Raw genomic sequence first — 19,533 nt, forward strand, 5'->3', positions numbered from 1 at the left:
TGGTAAGCCGTTACCTTACCAACTAGCTAATGCACCGCGGGCCCATCCCAAAGTGATAGCCGAAACCATCTTTTATCCGAAAACCATGTGGTTTTCGGAGTTATGCGGTATTAGCACCTGTTTCCAAATGTTATCCCCCGCTCTGGGGCAGGTTGCCCACGTGTTACTCACCCGTCCGCCGCTCACTGGTAATCCATCGTCAAATCAGTGCAAGCACGTCATATCAGTTGGGCCAGTGCGCTCGACTTGCATGTATTAGGCACACCGCCGGCGTTCATCCTGAGCCAGGATCAAACTCTCATATAAAATATAAGAACTTGAATAGCTCTATTTCAAATTAATTAAGCGAATTGACTTCGCAAATGTTTTTGCTCCAATCACCGAAGTGATCGAAGACCCTACACATTTGATTCGTCGAAACTTTGTTCAGTTTTCAAAGGTCTACCTCGTTAGCAGTTAGCTAACAAATCTATTTTATCACAGTCGCCGTTTGAAGTCAACAACTAATTTTAAGAACTAATTGTCAGAACTCAAATAAGCAACTCTGACAATATATCATGATGTCAAAACAATGTCAAACATATTTCAGAAATTTTTCATCAACTATGTCATCGCCTTGACAACGTTAAATATAATACATGGATTTCCACCAATCGTCAAGCATTAATCTGCAAGCTTTTTTGGCTATTTTTAAAAACCTGAACTTACCTTTTGTCATCTACTCTTTTGTTTGTAATTTAATATTTTTGTAAACAAAAAGCTGACCTGTGTCTTTCACTGGTCAGCTTTTTACTAACAATTAAGTTCAAATTTTATTTTACCCGTGCAAGGAAGTAGTGCTTCTTACCACGACGGACAATTACAAACTTACCATCAAAGTGTGTGCTTGGATCAATTTCTGCTTCCAAGTCGTCCACCTTTTCACCGTTAATCCGAATTGCGCCATTAGAAACATCTTGCCGCGCTTGCCGCCGGGATGGTTCGATGCCATTATCGGTCAACCAGATAACAATGTTTTCCTTCTTGTTTTCAACGTCAACCGATGGCATGTTCTTGAAGCCCTGTTCAATTTCTTCAACAGATAAGTCAGCAACATCCCCAGAGAAGAGTGCCTTACTGATCCGTTCAGCTTCTTCAACTGCCTTCTCGCCATGAACAAACTTAGTAACTTCTTCAGCTAAGCGGCGTTGTGCTTCACGCTTCCATGGTTCCTTCTCAACCTTTTCAGCCAGATCATCAATTTCTTCTTTAGATAAGAAAGTAAAGTACTTAAGGTACTTTACAACATCCCGGTCATCCTGATTAATCCAGAATTGGTAGAATTCGTATGGTGACGTCTTCTTTGGATCAAGCCAGACTGCACCGCCAGCCGTCTTACCAAACTTAGTTCCATCAGCCTTGAGCATCAATGGAATCGTCAGGCCATATACCTTTGTTTCAGGTCCTTCAATCTTGTGAATTAAGTCAATCCCGGCAGTGATGTTCCCCCACTGGTCAGAACCACCAATTTCCAACTGAACGTCGTGGTGACGGTACAGGTGGAGGAAGTCAACGGATTGCAGGATTTGGTAAGTAAATTCAGTAAAGGAAATTCCCGCTTCCAACCGGCTAGCAACAACTTCCTTATTCAACATCGTATTAATGTTGAACAGCTTACCGTAATCCCGTAAGAAGTCCAATAAACTAATCTTGGAAAGCCAGTCGTGGTTATTAACAATCGTAAAGTTCTCCGTCCCAAACAGTTTCTTCATCTGGGCCGTCAATGCCTCTTCATTATGGTGAACTTGTTCCATCGTTTGCAGTGTCCGCTCAGTCTTCCGGCCAGATGGGTCACCGATCGCACCCGTTCCACCACCAATCAAAATAACTGGATGGTGACCAGCAAGCTGGAACCGTTTCAGGATCATGAACGGAATCAAGTGACCGATATGAAGACTGTCACCAGTTGGGTCGGTTCCACAGTAAAGGGCAATCTTATTTTCTTCCGTCAGCTTTTTTAATGCATCCAAGTCCGTTGATTGGTTGATGGCGCCACGCCATTCTAGGTCATCAATAATGTTCATCGTCGTTCCTCCTAATTTTTTGCTACGGATAAAAAAATCCCTGACTTCAAATGAAGTCAGGGACGATTTAACCGCGTTACCACCTTGAATTGCAGCCCGTAAGCGGACTACCTCTCTCGTCGATAACGGGACGATCCGTTCAGACTCAACAAGTGTAATTCGTCGCTCAGCATTGGTGGGCTCACAATTGCCGCCCACTCTCTGGATGTCCAACCAGTAACTACTAGTTCTTGTCTCAGCGTCCTTTAATAATTGCCGTTATTGTACCGGCTTTCCGGACCATCTGTCAACCCACTACCTTGCAACCTGTTTAAGAAAACTCTCCTTTTGCAGGTAGTGGTGACCAGCCGTTAAGTCATATTGAACCAGTTGGTAGTCATGGAAAAGCTGCCGCTGCTGCTTATTTAGCTTAACATGTTGCCCATGCTGGTTAACAAAGTCAATTCCTCCCTGGTGGGCAGAATTGTTCTTCGCCGTTCCATTAGTAGGTAGGGAAATGGCGGGTAAGTCTTCTTGAACCTTAGTCAGCAAGGCATAATATGGCGACACTTTCACGTCCATCTTAGCAAGTGCCATTGCCGAGAAATCGTTGGGGCCAACCAGCTGGTGTTCACTAGGCAAACGATCATGGTTAATCTTTTGGGCCGCTTTATTGCTGTAAATAAAGTAATCAGTTTCATGAAGCGGTGTCCCGTACTTCCCCATCGGTAGCCCATGGTAGATCCCCGGCAAGTGGTCACCATACCATACTACCGTGGTTGGCTGTTTACTATTATCTAACCGGTGAATCCACGCTTGCAATGCCTGGTCAGTATAGTGAATTCCCTGGATGTAAGCCTCAATTTGTCCCTGCTGGTCAGGATTATTGAAGCCTTTCCCGCTGACATGGTACTGCCGTTTCTGGTAATATGCCGGTTCGTATGGCATATGGTTTTGCATTGTTGCCACCTGAACGAACTTACCATGAGGGCGGCGGGCCAAGTTCAGGTCGATTTCCTTATAGGTAGAGTCATCACTGACCCGCGGATTCTTTTGGATTTTACTAGTGTAGGTAATCTTGCTGCCACCATCAAAGTGGTAGAACTTATTGAAGCCAAACTTCTTGTAAACCGTCTCCCGACTATAAAGGTTAGCCGTAAACGGGTGGATTCCGATGCTATAGTTAAACAAATTATTGATAGTAAAGGTCTTCTTTTGAAATGGTACCAGCTGTGAATATGGCGTTGGCATTGTCGGTGAGAAATTAGCAATCGATAGCCCAGTCAATGCCTGGTATTCCATATTGGCGGTCCCGCCACCATAGCCAGAGCTCAGCATTATCCCACTGGTCGTCTGCTTCTTGAAGCGGTGCAGGAACGGCAACGGGTCGCCACCGCTAACCTTCATCCCCGGCACCCGCGCCGGATCAGCAAAGCTTTCGCTCAGTACAAATACAAGATTTTGCTTACCCATACTCTGGTGAGTCCGCTGGTGATTGATCTGCCGTCCTTCTTTAGCATACCGTTGCTCAACCCGTTTCATCTCCGCAGCGGAATAGCCCGCCGGCTTCGTCATCACGTGAACATCAACATTATTTGCAAACTGCAAAAGAGTCCCGTTCATCTTTGCTCCCCGGAGTTGGGCATAGAAGTAGGGGGTGTCATCAATCCGCTGCAGCTGCTTGTAGACGACGGAATCGCTATGATTGACCCGGGTAAAGCAGGCCAAAAAACAAATAGCAAGGACCGCCACAATCCCCCGGCTCCAAGCATTAAAGCGACACGGGCTACCATAGCGGTGTTCCAGCCACCCAAAGAATGCCAACAGCAAGATAATAACAACGATGGCTCCCGCAATAATCCACGGGTTAACCATCCCCAGCAGTTCACCTATCGCTTTCACCGCGGAAAGGTCGGTTGGCAAAATTGGTTCATTCCGGGCGGCAATTTTAAGAACCGATGCACAGAGCCATCCTAGGTAGAAGATAATTCCGATCCCACTGCTCAACCACCAACGGTTCGTAATTGCCATTAAGATTAATATTAATGCGAAGACGATCAGGACGTTGACTGTCACTATTTTAGCCCGCTGGGTAACAACCCATTGAACCATCGTCCAGTCATTTCCCCACAGGTAAGCAAATGACGCTACCGTAATTAGCCACAAAACGACATAGGTAAGGATAACCGGCCAGTAACGCTTGGCAAATTGTTTTCCCCAGACTACCGCTTGGCGCCAATTAAAGTTAAATTGCCACCGGCTTCCCAGTGATACCACTGCGTATGGCAAACTAACTGCTAATACCACTAGGATAATCCCGGTAGTAACCGCCAACGACCAGTTAACGGTTGGCACCAGGAGTGGGGTTACCGCTTGCGGCGTCCCTAATAGGCCCAGGAGGATGATTAATTGGGTGTAATTATGCTCATTTGCCCACCGCATCTTACTAGCACGAACCAACCATGCTACCGCAAGAATGCAGGTAATTACTACCAATGGCTGGAAAGCATTAATCGCTAGCAGGTAGTGGGTGTCTGGTTTTAACCCCTTATGCGGGCTGTAAAGGACATGGTTCATGTTTAACCACGTCAACACCCCTGACACAAGGAAGGCAGTAACCGTGACCGTGGCATACCGCCACCGCGCCCACTTTTTTAACCAGGCCCGGTCATTGGCTAACCAGTCCCCGACCGCAAAAAGGTAGATAAACCAGATTAGGCTGGTCCCCCGGTGGAAGCCCAGAATGTCGTAGCCGTTAAAGAGGCGTACCAGGAAGAAGATTACCGTAATTGTAATTAAAGTGTGCCGTCGCTGGATAACTGACCACCGGTGCAATAGTTTTTGTAGTGGTTGAGCCAACACAAAAAGACCGGAGCTGGTTAGCCAGGCAATGAAAATTTCCTGGGCCACATATAACTCCGGTGATGGCTGTGCCACGTTTACTACTGGTTGGGTCGTATACTTTGCCCATAAAAAGCCGACTGCCCCGATCAACCACAGGAGGACCATCATTCCCCACCGCGGCTTGGCACGGCGTTGACCGCAGCCAATCAGGATCGGTACCAGGACTACTGACGCACTGATTGCCATCTTTAATAGCCACCAACTAGCAAATAATGCGGGGTGGTGACCCGTCAAGTGAGTCAGTATTTGACCAGCCGTACATAAGTAGCAAAGAACCGTAATGATACTAATAATAGTACCAACCAAGTATCCCCGACTTGTTAAACGTTTGTTACTCATTCAATCCAACTTTCTATACAGAATTCTGCTCTTTATTATAAAAACGATCGCCAATTATATTCAATATTCATTCTTGATAAATAGTAGTGTCATAAGACAGGAACAGGGCCCGTGACAAAACTTGGTTTTGTCATGGGCCCTTGTTTTGTTTTAGCTCCGAATATTACAGAGATATCGCGTGCCACAACCCAGGGCCTTAGTGTCTAGCTACGGACAATCGCTAGCCCGTTCCGTGCTAACGATCGTCCTATGCTAGCCATCAGGCCCTAACCGGGGGGTGTGTCACAGCTCCCTTTCTTATCGTTCATTTTCAGGAACATCATAACCATTCTTGGCTACTTTTTCCTGCTGTGATTTCTTTGCCTGATTAAACATATCCATAAAATCAGCAACTACCATTTCATCCTGTTGGTAACTGTCCGCTTCCCATTCAAACGGCGCATGTTTAACCGTTCCCGGTGTAGTCAGGTTCTCACCGCTCCTTGTCATTACCAGCTGGTAGAAGTTGTGATCATAAATACTTTTGATTTTAACTTGAAACTGGTCATTTCCGAGGTATTCCCACGTTCCTTGACCAGCATCGCCATACTGGTTTGCCGTTTCCGGCTGGGCCAATAAGGCAGTGCCATCTTCTTTAAAGTAGAAATAATTATACTGGGGCCGTCCCGCGTCGTCCGCCAGCACATCTCTACTGGTTTCCTTATAAACCCCACTTAACAAACCCTTTTTGTTTTTCTGATGTTTAACAGCAGCAACGGTCATTAGCAAGGCAAGGCCTAGCGCAAATTTAGAGCTCTTTTTCATTTCCTACCCTCCAGAATTCTTATTTCTTTCATTGTATTCCCTTTAAATAAAAAACGCCAAGCATCTCTGCTTAGCGTCTAGCTTAAAAGCCTAGTCTTCCTTCTTGGCTTCAGGCTTTTTATTTTCTTCCGGCTTAACCGTTGGTGATGGTTGTTTTTTTGCCTTCTTTGGGGTGTAAACCTCATGGACAAATGCTTCGCCAGTCAGTTCGGCAACTGGCTTGAAGGTATCTTTGAAGTCGGCATCAACATCATCGCCTTCCTTACTCTTAACGTAGAAAAGTGCTCCCGTTGCAAAGACAACTGGCAGGTAGCAAACCATCCCTAAGATGGCAATCAACAGGCCGATGTACATCAGGACATAGGTAGCGGTGTAGTTACCATAGAATGCTAGGCCGCCAAAGATTACGCCCCAAACAACCATTGGGAAAATTTCAACCAACAGGGTAATCAAGAAGTAGTTCAACTTCCGGCCACCCATAAAGCGCCGACTAGCCGTCAGTGCATGCCGCATTGACTGGCCAAGGAATTGCGGCTGCTTTTCCCGGTAAAGGAAGTAGGATTGGGAGAATTCGATACTCTTCCAAATAACCACGATTTCATTAACCAATTGGATACCACGTAACCATAAAGCACTGTGTGTCATTCCGCCAACAACGTCAGCAATGATGTTTAATGGCAAGCTCCACAGGAAGATAAATAAACCAACGTAAAGGGCAATCCGCCATAATTGGTTCTTCCGCAGGTGCTTAAAGTGCAGCCAGATGGAACCAGCACTTACCGGCTGGTCAGGGTTAGCCAAGTGGTCCTGGTAAGCATACTGGGCAGCCACAACGTAGAAGTTGTAGAAAAATGACAGTGCCGCAATAATTGCAATCCCAGCTAATACTTCTACTAACCCCATCAACAGTGCCAATGGTGATGCCATCCCGTACATGATCATCATGACGCTCATCATCATTGATTGTAGAACGTTCGTTGAGAAGAGACCGATGATGCAAACCAACGCAAAATAAATAATGGTAATACCACCGATTGGCCACATCGCAGATAAGTAATGTGGCTTAACCAGTGCCTTAAGTTCCTTCACAAAGTTACTCAAGGATAAGCTATGTTGTTTCTTCATATGAAAAAATGTCCACCTTTTAATCAATTTATGTTCCATCATAACACAACTAATGCCGAGCTCAATTTCTTTGACTAATCTTCGCAATTTTTTCATTTTTTCTATACCGGAGGATTAAATTATTGCACCTAATTAGTCAATTATCGCCCCCCTGCAAGAAAACGTGCTACAGGGCAGGAGGCTAGTGCCTAACAGAAAAAAATCGAACGACGCAAAATGCGTACTGCAACTTCTCCTGCTCTTTTACTGTTTTTATTTTTCTTCCTGCAAGGAAACGTGCTCCGCGGGCCCGGGCCTAGTGCCTAACAGAAAAAATCGGCCGACGCAAAATGCGTCAACCGATTTTTCCATGTTATGCATACGGCCCTAATCCGGCCCGCTCCGCACTCTTTTTTAGTTTAGTACTTTTCCTTACTCAAAACATTGAGCTTGTCGTCGAAGTCGTAAACAACTGGTTGGCCAGTGGCCATTTCCAGGTTCATGATGTCTTCGTCAGAGATTTGTTCAATGTACTTGCTCAATGCACGCAGTGAGTTACCGTGGGCTGCGATGATTACGTTCTTGCCATCAAGCAGCTTTGGTGCAATTTCGTCTTGCCATAAAGGAATAACCCGTTCCAGAGTAACCTTTAAGTTTTCACCACCAGGAATAGTCCGTGGGTCTAAGTTTGCGTAACGACGATCATTTACAGCTGAACCTTCGTCATCTGCACTCAGCAGTGGTGGCAAAACATCGTATGAACGACGCCAAATGTGAACTTGTTCGTCACCGTACTTTTCAGCAGCCTTCTTCTTGTTGTGGCCTTGAAGAGCACCGTAGTGACGTTCGTTCAAACGCCAAGTCTTAGTTTCAGGAATCCACAGTTGGTCACATTCTTCAAGAGCATAATGCAACGTCTTGATCGCACGCTTCAAAACTGAAGTGTATGCGTAGTCGAATTCAATTCCGTGTTCCTTAAGTGCCTTACCAGCGTTCTTAGCTTGTTCAACACCCTTTTCACTTAAGTCAACATCAACCCAACCAGTGAATTGGTTTGACAGGTTCCATTCACTTTGGCCGTGACGGATAAGTACTAATTTAGCCATGTTCAAATTGACCTCTTTCTTCTTAATTTTTATTTCAAATACAATCATCATTTTAGCCTATCTTGAACTAAATTAAAAGTAGCAGGCCCACCATGAACCGCTTTCATCTCAAAATGTGTCTAGAATAATAAAAAAGATAATCGGTACCAGCAACGACGGTAGCAAGTTGAGTGTCTTAATTTGCCGCAACTTCAACAAGCTAATCCCCGTCGTCGCAATTAAAAAGCCCCCAACAATCGAAATCTCAGTCACCACCGGCCCAGTGAAGAAGCTCGCCGACAAGTACTTAGCAGCCAAGTATATCATCCCCTGCCAGCAAAACAGCACCGGTGCACAGGCCAGCATTCCCCAGCCAAAGCTTGCACCAAACACCATCGATGTCACAAAATCTAAGGTCGCATTCGTAAACAACATCGTATGATCGCCCTTCACTGCCGCCATCACCGGGCCAACAATTGACAGTGCACCAATACAGTACAACAGGATTCCCGTCGCAATCCCTTCCGCAATCCGTGATTGACCACCGCACCGCTTAATCAGTTGGTTAAAATGATCATCAATTTTCCACCAGGTCCCGACAACGGCGCCAATCGCCAAACTAACAATAAATAACACCGGGTAGTGACTCTTCGGCATATTATTAACGACGTTTTCCAGCCCAATTCCTAGAGCAGCCAGCCCCATCGCAAGGAACAAAGCATCTTGGTAACGTTCTTTAAGTCCCTTTTTCAGGAAGCAACCGAGCGTCGTCCCAACTAAAATTGCACAAGTGTTTGCAATCGTTCCAATCATTTTCATTCTCCTTAGCAAGACGAAGTTAGGAAAAGCTTCGCGACGCCCGCACAAAACAGGCCAATCCACCAATCTTGCGAAGCCTACTTTCCCCCGTAATTACTGTGTAAAAAAAGAGTGGAAAAAGCCAAAAGTTTCTTTTCCACTCTTTTTTATCTATAGCAACCCTTTGACAATTACCGCTAAGCTAGCACATCCGTCATTAACCTGTCAAATCAGTTAAGACCGGCCTTAGCGCCAATGTCCTTCCGGTAAAAGCATTCTGGTTCATTTAGCTGGTCCAGATAATCATATACCGCATCGTGGGCCGCTTGAAGCGTTGGGGCCACGGTCTCTACCATCAGCAGACGGCCACCATTACCCTTCAGTTCATCAAGACTCCCTGCCACATTAGCATAATCAATCTGGATGCCATCAACAACCGGCAGCTGGCCGAGCGCCTGCCCGTGCACTGGCTTTTGTGGATAGCCCTTTGAAGCGAGCACCACCCCAAAGCTTGCCTGTTCATCCACCACCACTTCCGGCAGCGGTTCATCATTCAATGCCCGGTTAACCAGTTCGAAGAGGTCCGTCTTAAGCCGTGGCAAGATCACCTGGGTTTCAGGATCACCTAAACGGACATTGTATTCAATTACCTTTGGTCCAGCAGCCGTCATAATCAAGCCAATGTAAAGGATTCCGTGATAGTGATATTCACCGGCAACCAGGCCGTTAACTGTTGGCACCACCACTTGGTCAATGATCCGTTGCAGGTCGCTTGCCGTTAATTGGGGAAGTGGACTGTAAGAGCCCATTCCGCCCGTATTCGGTCCCTTATCGCCATCATAAGCCCGCTTGTGGTCCTGAGCCATCGGCAAAATCCGGTAATGACCATTGCTGAGAAGGACAAACATCGAATACTCCTGCCCAACGAGGCACTCTTCTAGAACTAGCCGAGCCTGCCCCCGGTCAAACATCTCCTTAATCGTCTGAACCGCCGTTTCACGGTCCTTCGCAATTACAACACCCTTACCACCGGCGAGGCCGTTTTCCTTAATGACAACTGGGAAGCCAAACTGATCAACACCAGCAATGGCCGCCGTTTGGTCACGGTAGGAAGCATGACGGGCAGTGGGTACGTGATAGTTATTCATGAAGTTAAGGGCATAGTCCTTGGAACCTTCCAGTTGTGCTGCCCGGGCAGTAGGGCCAAACGCCTTTAACCCCGCTGCACGAAAATCATCAACGATCCCGTCCACCAGGCAGTCTTCGGGTCCAACAAAGGTCCAGGCAACATTATGCTCCTTGGCAAACCTAATCAGACCAGCAAAGTCAGTTTCAGCAATGTCAACCGGCTGGACACCAACCGTTGGCATCCCTACGTTCCCAGGTGCACAGTACACTTGCTTAACATGGGAGCTTGCCTGTAATTTCTTTGCAATCGCAAACTCACGACCACCTTCACCAACAACTAACACATTGACTTGTTCTGCCATGCTGATCCTCCTCAAAGTTCTAACTAGTGGCGGAAGTGCCGGACACCAGTTGTTACCATCGCAATTCCATACTTGTTTGCCATCTCAATTGATTCCTGGTCGCGGATTGAGCCACCCGGTTGAACAACTGCCTTGATGCCATGCTTACCAGCATATTCAACACAGTCGCCAAATGGGAAGAAGGCATCACTTGCCATTACTGCCCGGTCATCAATTGCGTCACCAGCATGTTTAACGGCAATCTTCAGTGAATCAATCCGGTTTGGCTGCCCTTCACCAACACCAAGCGTCCGTTCATCATTTGCCATCACAATTGCGTTGGACTTAGCATGCTTTACTGCCTTCCAGGCAAACATCAACGTCTTCAACTGTTCTTCAGTTGGCTTGGTTTCGGTAACACACTTCCAGTCATGGTAGTCTTCGGCCAGGACATCTTGTTCCTGCATCAGGAGGCCACCCATCACGGAAACTACTTCGTGCCGTGGTTGTTCGTCCTTCTTGCTAAAGTCAACGGTCAGCAGACGGATGTTCTTCTTCTTTGCCAATACTTCATAGGCATCATCATCAAAGCCCGGTGCAATGACGATTTCGAGGAAAATCTTGTGCATCTTTTCGGCAGTTGCCAGGTCCACTTTCCGGTTAAGGGCAATTACCCCGCCAAAAATAGAAACCGTATCTGCCTCGTATGCCCGGTCCCATGCCTGTTCCAGGTCATCGCCACGGCCAATTCCACATGGGTTCATATGCTTCATTGCCACAACAGCGGGTTCATCAAATTCACGAATACACCGCAGGGCTTCATCCGCATCCTTAATATTGTTGTAGGAAAGCTTCTTCCCGTGCAGCTGCTTTGCTTCAAGGACTGAGTAGGACTTTGGCAATGCATCTTCATATAGCCATGCTTGTTGGTGGCTGTTTTCACCGTACCGCATCGTTTCTTTGAGGTCCCAAGTCAGGGTTAGCTTTTCTGGATCTTCCAGGCCATTTTTCTTGGTCAAGTATTGGGAAATCAATGCATCATAAGAAGCAGTGTGGCGGAAGGCCTTTGCAGCCAGCTTTGCCCGCGTTGCCAGCGTCGTATCGCCATTTTCCTTAATCTCCTTAAGGACCTGGTCGTAGTCGTTTTTATCAACCACAATGGTAACGTCACGGTAGTTCTTCGCAGCTGACCGAACCATGGATGGGCCACCAATATCGATGTTTTCGATGGCATCGGCAAGCTTCACATCTTTTTGTTCAATTGTCTGCTTAAATGGGTACAAGTTAACGCAAACAAGGTCGATTGGCGTGATGTTCAGTTTCTTCAGGGTCGCCATATGTTCAGGCAATTCGCGGCGAGCCAATAAGCCACCATGAACGTATGGGTTCAATGTCTTAACCCGCCCATCAAGGATTTCTGGGAAGTGGGTTACATCTTCAATACTGGTGGTCTTGACACCTGCTTCATCGAGGACCTTCTTGGTGCCGCCGGTCGAAACAATTTCATAGCCGTTGTCCTCTAGCCCCTTCACAAAGGGAACCAAGTTTGTCTTGTCAGATACGCTTACCAATGCTCGTTTCATTATTTATGCTCCTTTTCTTTTGCAGCAAACAGTGCTTCTCGCAATGCCAATGGGTATAACTGGTGCTCAGTTTCATGAACCCGTGTCTCTAAAGTGTCAACCGTATCATCATCTAAGATCGGCACGTGACACTGGGCAATAATTGGTCCCGCATCAAGAGCAGCATCAATATAATGAACAGTTACCCCGGTTTGAGTCCGATGGTCATTAAAAGCCCGTTCAATTGAATGCAGTCCCGGGTATTCTGGTAGCCAGGCCGGATGAAGGTTCACAATCCGGTGGTCATATTCATTAAGGATTGTTGGTCCAACTACCCGGAGATAACCAGCAAGGGCAATGAAGTCAATCCGGTACTTTTTCAAAAGGGCAAGGACTTTCTCCTCGTAATTTTCCTTACCCCCACAGGATTTAACCGTAAAACTTTCCGCTGGAACTCCTAGCCGCTTAGCGCGATCCATCACCGGTGCATCCGGGTGGTTGCAGAACAGCAATGCTAGGTCACCAGGTAAGTCGCCGGCCTGAAAATGCTGGTCTAACTCCTCAAAGTTAGTTCCGTTTCCTGACGCAAAAATTGCAACTCTCATGTCTAATGCCTCACTTAATCTCAATCTTCGTGGCGCCGGCTGGCCGTTCTTGCAAGTGGCCAATCCGGTATGACTTTTCCCCTTGCTCTTCCAATAACGACTGGGCAGCCGCAACGTGGTCGGGTTTAACCGCAAGGACCATCCCAATCCCCATGTTGAAGGTCTGCCAGCAATCATTTAAGGGCAGGTTGCCAACTTGTCGCAAGTAATTAAACACGGGCAACTGGGGCCAGGAATGACTATCAATTACCGCTTGCAAGTTGTCGCTAAACATTCGCGGTACATTTTCGATTAGGCCGCCACCGGTGATGTGGCTAATCCCCCGAACTAGCTTTTGACGTACTAACGGCAAAACCTGCTGAACGTAAATCTTAGTGGGAGTCAAGATTGCTTCGCCAACGCTTTGCCCGCCTAATTCAGCTGGTTGGTCGGTCAATTTAACATCATGGTCCTTAAAAAGGATTTGCCGGACCAGTGAAAAGCCATTGGAGTGAATCCCGCTGGCAGGTAAGCCGAGCAAGACATCCCCTGCTTCTGGCAAGGCGGCCGTCAACATTTCATCTTTCTCTACTACCCCCGCGACGGTGCCAGCCAGGTCATACTCTTCTTTAGCGTACATATCCGGCATTTCAGCCGTTTCACCGCCAATTAAAGCTGTTCCTGCCTGGCGGCAACCAGCTGCAACTCCGCTAACAATGTCTGCCATCTTAGCAGGATCATTGTGGCCAGTTGCAATATAGTCTAGGAAGAAAAGCGGTTCAGCTCCCTGGGCCAAAACATCATTGACACACATGGCAACCACATCGATGCCAATTGTGTCATGTTTGTCTATCTTCTGGGCAACCAGGAGTTTTGTCCCTACCCCGTCGGTTCCTGAAACCAGTACCGGGTGTTTTACGTGTAACTCACCAAGGTCAAAAAGGCCACCAAAGCTGCCAATGCCGCCTACAACACCGGGTCGCTTAGTTGAAGCGACCGCATTTTTAATCCGGTCAACCAGTTCATATCCGGCATTAACATCGACGCCGGCCTCTTGGTAACGGTTCATCGTGCTGCACGCTCCTTCCGTTCACGCTGTTCTTGTTCATTCAACGACTTTAAATAACCTGCCTCGTAGTCATAAAGCGGGGTTGGGTAGTCACCATTAAAGTAAGCAACGGTCAGCCCGCCATATGGCGCATCCCCGGCATCGGGAACATTAATTGCCTTAATCAAGCTATCGACACTCAGGAAATTTAATGAATCGGCACCAATTTTTTGCCGCATTTCTTCAACTGAGTAGTGGGCAGCAAAGAGTTCAGACCGGGTTGAGATATCAATCCCGTAGAAGCACGGAAACTTAAATGGTGGTGAGGCGATCAGCATGTGGACCTCCTTGGCCCCCGCATCACGTAGCATCTTAATAATCTGCTTGGAAGTGGTACCGCGAACAATCGAATCGTCTACAACGGCAACCCGCTTACCATTAACTACCCCGCGAACAGCGGATAATTTAAGGTGGACGCCCCGTTCCCGTAATGCTTGAGTTGGTTGGATAAACGTCCGTGCAACATACTGGCTTTTGATTAGTCCCATTTCATAAGGGAGACCGATTTCTTCAGCATAACCAGAAGCTGCGGATAGTGATGAGTTAGGCACCCCGATGACCATATCAGCATCAACCGGGTGTTCTTTTGCCAGCCGCCGGCCCATCTCCTTACGAGCATTGTGGACGGTTACCCCATGAATAATGGAATCCGGGCGGGCAAAGTAAATGTATTCCATTGAACAGATCGCCAGCTTGGTATCAGTAGTGTAGTGGTCAATGTGAAGCCCATCGTGGTCAATAATAATTAACTCGCCAGGTTGGACATCCCGGATAAACTTAGCGTTAATAATGTCTAGCGCACAAGTTTCACTGGCAACCACGTACGCGCCATTAGGTAGTTGGCCAATACAAAGTGGTCGGATACCATTCGGGTCAAGCGCCGCAATCAACCGGTCCTTTTGTAATAGCAGGTAGGCAAATCCACCATGAACCTGGTTAAGGCTCTTCTTCAAGGCGGGAATAAAGCCTTCCTTGATGTGTTTCCGAATTAAGTGGATTAGGATTTCCGTATCCGAATCGGATTGGAAAACTGCCCCATCATCTTCTAGCTGGCGCCGGAGAGTAACCGCGTTGGTTAAATTCCCATTATGAGCTAACGCAACGTCACCATCGTGGAAGCGAAAGAGGAATGGTTGGACATTAGCAATTGAGTTATGACCGCTCGTCCCGTAACGAACGTGGCCAATTGCAGAATCACCAACCAGGCGTTTCAGCTCAGCCGGGTCTTCAAACACCTTTGCTAAAAGGCCCCGGTCGCGGTGCTGGTAAAGGTGGTGACCATCAGTCGAAACGATCCCGGCGCCTTCCTGTCCCCGGTGCTGGAGGGTGTGCAAGCCATAGTAAGTCAGTTGGCTAGCATCTGGTGCGCCAAAGACACCGAAGACACCACACTCTTCATTTAATCCTTTGATTTCAGCTGGCAAGGCAGTGCCTCCTTCCATAGTTTTTGTAATTCAGCAACATTTTGGTTTACCTCTGCATCTGCCAGGTGGACTTCCAACCAGTGGGTGTTCGTAACGGTCCCGATTAAGTTGGCCGCTTCACCCATGGTTTGTTCAAAGTCGTGGGCATATTCTGTTGGAACGGTCACTACCACCCGTCCTGGTGTTTCACTAAAGAACAAGTCGGCAGTTAGTTCCCGTAAATCAAGGTTCATCCCCAGGTCAGTCTTAAAGAGTGTTTCGCTAAGGGCTACCCCCAGGCCACCTTCACTAAGATCATGGGCACTTGCAACGTGTCCTGCTTGCATTTCTTTTAGCAAACGGTGGAGGTTGTCGTTAACTGCCGCAAGGTCAAAGTCATTCACAACACCACTGATATCCCCCTGGATCATCTTTTGTAGTTCAGAGCCGGCAAAATCGTCACCGGTCCGCCCAATAAGGTAGACGCGGTCACCAGCATGTTGGGCAAATGAAGGGATTACCCGGTCGATATTCTTAACCAGGCCGACCATCCCGACCATTGGCGTTGGGTGGATTGCCTGACCATTGTTTTCGTTGTAGAGGGAAACATTCCCGGAAATTACCGGTGTGTCAAATACCCGGCAGGCATCAGCCATCCCCTGTACTGATTGGTGAAGTTCCCAGAAAATTTCGGGGTCGTTTGGGTCACCGTAGTTAAGGCAGTCCGTAATCGCTAATGGTTCAGCACCAGCAGAAATAATATTGCTAGCTGCTTCGACCAGTGCAATCTTTCCACCAATTTTAGGGCTAAGGTAAACAAACCGGCCGTTACCATCGGTAGTCATTGCGAGGCCTTTGTGGGTACCACGGACACGGATTACACCAGAATCGCTACCGGGGCCAACCACGGTACAGGTCCGAACCTGTGAATCATATTGCTGGTAAAGGCTGCTCTTATCAGCAACCGTGCTTTGCTGGAGAAGACCACGGAGGGTGGCTTCAGCATCGGTGATTTTTGGCTGCCAGGCAGGTTCACCTTCAGCTGCGGTAATCCGGGCAGGCTTCTTTTCTTCGCTTGCCTCTTCTAAGACGTCATCGGTCAAGCTCGTAACTGGAATATCACAAACCACTTGGCCATCATGGTGGAGGACATATTGGTGCCCCTCCGTAATTCGACCAATCGTTACCGCATCCAGGTCATAGTAATCAAAGATCTTTTTGACGTCTTCTTCATGACCCTTGTTCACACAAAGGAGCATCCGTTCTTGGGACTCACTCAGCATGATTTCGTAAGCAGACATTCCGCTTTCCCGTTGTGGTACTAGGTCCAGGTCAAGGTCCATCCCGCTCTTTCCTTCAGATGCCATTTCGGCACTGGAAGAAACGATTCCGGCCGCACCCATATCCTGGATACCGACCAGCCAATCAGGGTGCTTCGTAATTACTTCTAGGCAGGCCTCGAGGAGCAGCTTTTCCATAAAGGGGCCCCCTACTTGGACGGCCGAACGCTGGGTGGCATTTTCGTCACTAAAGTCAGCGGAGGCAAAGGTAGCACCGTGAATCCCATCACGGCCGGTTTTGGCACCAACATACATAACAGCATTGCCAACACCTGCTGCCTTTCCCTTTTGAATATCTTTTTGGTCCATCAGGCCGACGCTCATCGCGTTACAGAGAACGTTGCCCTGGTAGCAAGGATCAAAGGTAGTTTCACCAGCCACCGTTGGAATTCCCATACAGTTACCATAGTCGCCAATTCCCCGAACGGTCCCATCGACCTTCATCTTCGTTTGATTATTATCAAGTTCACCAAAATGGAGGGAGTCAAGCGATGCAACCGGACGAGCGCCCATACTGAAGATATCCCGCAAGATTCCGCCAATACCAGTAGCAGCACCCTGGTAAGGTTCAACCGTTGTTGGGTGGTTGTGGCTCTCAGCCTTAAAAACAACCGCCTGGCCATCATCAATGTCGACAACCCCGGCACCTTCCCCAGGCCCCTGAAGCACCCGGCTATTCTTGTTAGGGAACAGGCGCAAAACCGGCTTTGATTTCTTGTAAGAGCAGTGTTCACTCCACATTGCGGAAAAAAGGCCGGTTTCCGTGTAGTTTGGCAAGCGGCCAAGGAGCTTTTCGCTAATGTAGTTGTACTCGTCTTCGCTCAGGCTCCAGTCCAAGTAGGGCTTCTTCTCTTTAATTTCTTCCGGCGACATAGCTTGCTTCATTATTTATTCCTCCACTTTTGCGTGACCATTTTCCAATAATGACTTGAATAGCCGTAAGCCATCCGTGTTACCGAGGATGGCTTCAACTGCCCGTTCTGGGTGGGGCATCATCCCTAAGACGTTTCCCTGCCGGTTGGTGATTCCCGCAATGTTGCGGAGACTACCATTGGGATTTTCCTCGGCATAACGAAAAACGACTTGGTGGTGGGCTTCTAAATCATCGAGTGTTTCTTCATCAGCGTAGTAACTACCATCAGCGTGAGCAATTGGCAGTGCAATTCGTTCGTGTTCTTGGTACTGGCTGGTAAAAAGAGTTTGGTTATTAACCACCTCAAGCGGTACCGTCTTGCAAACGAACTTCTGGCTGTTATTTCGTTTCAACCCACCCGGCAATAAACCGGCTTCAGTTAAAATCTGGAAACCGTTGCAGGTGCCGAAAACAGGCTTCCCTTTATTGGCCATCTTGACCACGGCCCCCATAACGGGCGCAAACCGGGCAATCGCACCGGCCCGTAAATAGTCACCGTAGGAAAAGCCACCAGGCAGCATTACCGCATCATAACCAGTCAGGTTGTCCTGCTTGTGTGAAACATAGTCGACATCGGCACCGCAAACGGAACTGAGCGCTTCATAAAGGTCAATATCACAATTTGACCCAGGAAAAACAATTACCGCAATCTTCATTGTTGGTCCTCCAATACTTGGTAAGTGTAGGTTTCCATGTTGAAGTTAACTAACAATTTTTCCGCAATTTCCTTAACGGTTGCCGCTACCTGGTCACCGTTAGCATCGATTGTCACATCGAAAAACTTACCAACCTGAACATCCTTAACTTCGTCGTATCCCAGCGTGTGGATTGTCTTGGTAATTGTGTCACCCTGGGGGTCAAAAACGGATGGTTTGTATGTGACGAAAATCCGAACTTTAGTCATTAGTCTTCCTCCGCAACTGCTTTTTGTAACCGGGCAAGTACTTCATCATAGGTAGTCGTTAAGTCGGCAAGGTCACGCCGGTAAACATCCTTGTCAAGGTGGGCATTAGTCTTGAGATCCCATAAGCGGCAGTTGTCAGGAGAAAATTCGTCGGCCAGCACAATTTGACCATCACTGAGGTGACCAAATTCCAACTTAAAGTCAACTAACCGCATCCCCGCCTTAAAGAAGAGGTGGGTCAGCAGGGTGTTAACTTCCCGGCAGGTTCCCCACATCTGTTCCAATTCTTGGTGGGTTGCAATTCCAAGTGCAATTGATGCCGATTCATTAATGAATGGGTCATCAAGTTTGTCACTCTTGTAGAAGGTTTCTTCGACCGGGGTTGTTAATGAACCACCTTCATCCAGCCCGTAACGGCTAGCAAAGTGGCCGGCAATTACGTTTCTGGTAACAAACTCCAGCGGTACCATTTCGCACTTCTTAACAAGTTCCTCGTTTTCAGAAAGTTTCTTAATAAAGTGAGTCGTAATCCCATGACGGATTAAGTATTGGAAAACTAGTGTTGAAATTGCGTTTGCAGCCTTTCCCTTACCCGTGAAGTGGTCCTTTTCCTTACCGTTAAGGGCGGTTGCCTGGTCCATGTAAACGACCCGTAAAACTTCAGGGTCATCTGTTTGCCACATCTGCTTTGCCTTACCGGTATACAATAACTTTTCCATCTTATTACTGGCTCCTTTATGTGTAAATCACGAACTATAAGAAAACTTGAGCGAAATTCATTCGTCCTTTATGCCAACAATATACTATTACTATTTTGCCCTGTCAATACTATTTATGAACTTTATTTTCTACTTTCGAATTTATTGTTCGTGTTTTGCTGGAATAAAGTACCAGGTTAATTATCTTAAAAGCTGACTTTTCAAAAGCAACTTTGTCGGGTGGTAATTCTTAATTTCTAAAGCAAAAAGATGCCAACCCCTTGACATTAGAAAATTCGATGGTAAACTACAAAACGATTAGAATTTGATGAGACGCTGAAGAGAAGAGTATTATTAACGACCTTATAAGAGAATCCCCGGTTGGTGCGAGGGGTAAGCATCGTTAATATGAAGATGAGCTCCGAGTCATCCCTTGGTCATCATGGCTGAAGGTGCGGTTGACAGCCGGTATCCTG

15 protein-coding genes and 1 rRNA gene are annotated in these 19,533 nt (G+C 47.3%); all 16 read right to left on the reverse strand.

Annotation, left to right across the window (positions count from 1 at the left end; all coding sequences use genetic code 11):
• Positions 1-306: ribosomal RNA gene (locus QOS07_RS00005) — 16S ribosomal RNA — on the reverse strand; the annotation flags it as partial.
• Between the two features lie 506 nt (positions 307-812).
• The gene (gene tyrS / locus QOS07_RS00010; RefSeq protein ID WP_283586973.1) at positions 813-2,063 is read right to left on the reverse strand and encodes a tyrosine--tRNA ligase; all 1,251 of its coding nucleotides are present in this window, start codon (positions 2,061-2,063) and stop codon (positions 813-815) included.
• Between the two features lie 294 nt (positions 2,064-2,357).
• Positions 2,358-5,285 (reverse strand): LTA synthase family protein, encoded by a 2,928-nt coding sequence (locus QOS07_RS00015; RefSeq protein WP_283586974.1) that lies wholly within the window; start codon positions 5,283-5,285, stop codon positions 2,358-2,360.
• Between the two features lie 297 nt (positions 5,286-5,582).
• Positions 5,583-6,089, reverse strand: a complete 507-nt coding sequence (locus tag QOS07_RS00020; RefSeq protein WP_283586975.1) for a hypothetical protein — start codon at positions 6,087-6,089, stop codon at positions 5,583-5,585.
• A 90-nt stretch (positions 6,090-6,179) separates the two neighbouring features.
• Positions 6,180-7,214, reverse strand: coding sequence for a hypothetical protein (locus tag QOS07_RS00025; protein ID WP_283586976.1), 1,035 nt, complete (start codon positions 7,212-7,214; stop codon positions 6,180-6,182).
• Positions 7,215-7,612: 398 nt separating this feature from the next.
• A complete protein-coding gene (locus QOS07_RS00030; protein ID WP_283586977.1) occupies positions 7,613-8,299 on the reverse strand; it encodes a 2,3-diphosphoglycerate-dependent phosphoglycerate mutase in 687 nt (228 codons plus the stop codon).
• A gap of 108 nt (positions 8,300-8,407) precedes the next feature.
• Positions 8,408-9,091 carry a DUF554 domain-containing protein gene (locus tag QOS07_RS00035; protein WP_283586978.1) on the reverse strand — a complete coding sequence of 228 codons (684 nt, stop codon included), beginning with the start codon at positions 9,089-9,091 and terminating at the stop codon, positions 8,408-8,410.
• Positions 9,092-9,306: 215 nt separating this feature from the next.
• Complete coding sequence (gene purD, locus QOS07_RS00040; RefSeq protein WP_283586979.1) at positions 9,307-10,566, reverse strand: phosphoribosylamine--glycine ligase; 1,260 nt, start codon at positions 10,564-10,566, stop codon at positions 9,307-9,309.
• 23 nt (positions 10,567-10,589) lie between these two features.
• Positions 10,590-12,128, reverse strand: coding sequence for a bifunctional phosphoribosylaminoimidazolecarboxamide formyltransferase/IMP cyclohydrolase (gene purH / locus QOS07_RS00045; RefSeq protein ID WP_283586980.1), 1,539 nt, complete (start codon positions 12,126-12,128; stop codon positions 10,590-10,592).
• Complete coding sequence (gene purN, locus QOS07_RS00050; RefSeq protein WP_283586981.1) at positions 12,128-12,712, reverse strand: phosphoribosylglycinamide formyltransferase; 585 nt, start codon at positions 12,710-12,712, stop codon at positions 12,128-12,130. The genes purH and purN overlap by 1 nt, the downstream gene beginning before the upstream one ends.
• Positions 12,713-12,722: 10 nt before the next feature.
• Positions 12,723-13,760 carry a phosphoribosylformylglycinamidine cyclo-ligase gene (gene purM, locus QOS07_RS00055; RefSeq protein WP_283586982.1) on the reverse strand — a complete coding sequence of 346 codons (1,038 nt, stop codon included), beginning with the start codon at positions 13,758-13,760 and terminating at the stop codon, positions 12,723-12,725.
• Positions 13,757-15,223, reverse strand: a complete 1,467-nt coding sequence (purF, locus tag QOS07_RS00060) for an amidophosphoribosyltransferase (protein WP_283586983.1) — start codon at positions 15,221-15,223, stop codon at positions 13,757-13,759. The genes purM and purF overlap by 4 nt, the downstream gene beginning before the upstream one ends.
• Entirely contained in the window at positions 15,199-17,427 is a 2,229-nt protein-coding gene (gene purL, locus QOS07_RS00065; protein ID WP_283586984.1) for a phosphoribosylformylglycinamidine synthase subunit PurL, read from the reverse strand. The genes purF and purL overlap by 25 nt, the downstream gene beginning before the upstream one ends.
• Before the next feature lie 3 nt (positions 17,428-17,430).
• Positions 17,431-18,111, reverse strand: a complete 681-nt coding sequence (gene purQ / locus QOS07_RS00070) for a phosphoribosylformylglycinamidine synthase subunit PurQ (RefSeq protein WP_283586985.1) — start codon at positions 18,109-18,111, stop codon at positions 17,431-17,433.
• Complete coding sequence (gene purS / locus QOS07_RS00075) at positions 18,108-18,359, reverse strand: phosphoribosylformylglycinamidine synthase subunit PurS (RefSeq protein ID WP_283586986.1); 252 nt, start codon at positions 18,357-18,359, stop codon at positions 18,108-18,110. The genes purQ and purS overlap by 4 nt, the downstream gene beginning before the upstream one ends.
• On the reverse strand, positions 18,359-19,078 hold the full coding sequence (purC, locus tag QOS07_RS00080; RefSeq protein WP_283586987.1) for a phosphoribosylaminoimidazolesuccinocarboxamide synthase: 720 nt from the start codon (positions 19,076-19,078) through the stop codon (positions 18,359-18,361). The genes purS and purC overlap by 1 nt, the downstream gene beginning before the upstream one ends.
• Positions 19,079-19,533 lie beyond the last annotated feature (455 nt).

This window comes from Limosilactobacillus viscerum (assembly GCF_947387525.1).
GTDB classification, from domain to species: Bacteria; Bacillota; Bacilli; order Lactobacillales; family Lactobacillaceae; genus Limosilactobacillus; species Limosilactobacillus viscerum.

Coding starts and splice junctions, on each gene's coding strand:
- tyrS (WP_283586973.1), bottom strand. CDS start 2,063: ATGAACATTATTGATGACCTAGAATGGCGTGGCGCCATCAACCAATCA.
- QOS07_RS00015 (WP_283586974.1), bottom strand. CDS start 5,285: ATGAGTAACAAACGTTTAACAAGTCGGGGATACTTGGTTGGTACTATT.
- QOS07_RS00020 (WP_283586975.1), bottom strand. CDS start 6,089: ATGAAAAAGAGCTCTAAATTTGCGCTAGGCCTTGCCTTGCTAATGACC.
- QOS07_RS00025 (WP_283586976.1), bottom strand. CDS start 7,214: ATGAAGAAACAACATAGCTTATCCTTGAGTAACTTTGTGAAGGAACTT.
- QOS07_RS00030 (WP_283586977.1), bottom strand. CDS start 8,299: ATGGCTAAATTAGTACTTATCCGTCACGGCCAAAGTGAATGGAACCTG.
- QOS07_RS00035 (WP_283586978.1), bottom strand. CDS start 9,091: ATGATTGGAACGATTGCAAACACTTGTGCAATTTTAGTTGGGACGACG.
- purD (WP_283586979.1), bottom strand. CDS start 10,566: ATGGCAGAACAAGTCAATGTGTTAGTTGTTGGTGAAGGTGGTCGTGAG.
- purH (WP_283586980.1), bottom strand. CDS start 12,128: ATGAAACGAGCATTGGTAAGCGTATCTGACAAGACAAACTTGGTTCCC.
- purN (WP_283586981.1), bottom strand. CDS start 12,712: ATGAGAGTTGCAATTTTTGCGTCAGGAAACGGAACTAACTTTGAGGAG.
- purM (WP_283586982.1), bottom strand. CDS start 13,760: ATGAACCGTTACCAAGAGGCCGGCGTCGATGTTAATGCCGGATATGAA.
- purL (WP_283586984.1), bottom strand. CDS start 17,427: ATGAAGCAAGCTATGTCGCCGGAAGAAATTAAAGAGAAGAAGCCCTAC.
- purQ (WP_283586985.1), bottom strand. CDS start 18,111: ATGAAGATTGCGGTAATTGTTTTTCCTGGGTCAAATTGTGATATTGAC.
- purS (WP_283586986.1), bottom strand. CDS start 18,359: ATGACTAAAGTTCGGATTTTCGTCACATACAAACCATCCGTTTTTGAC.
- purC (WP_283586987.1), bottom strand. CDS start 19,078: ATGGAAAAGTTATTGTATACCGGTAAGGCAAAGCAGATGTGGCAAACA.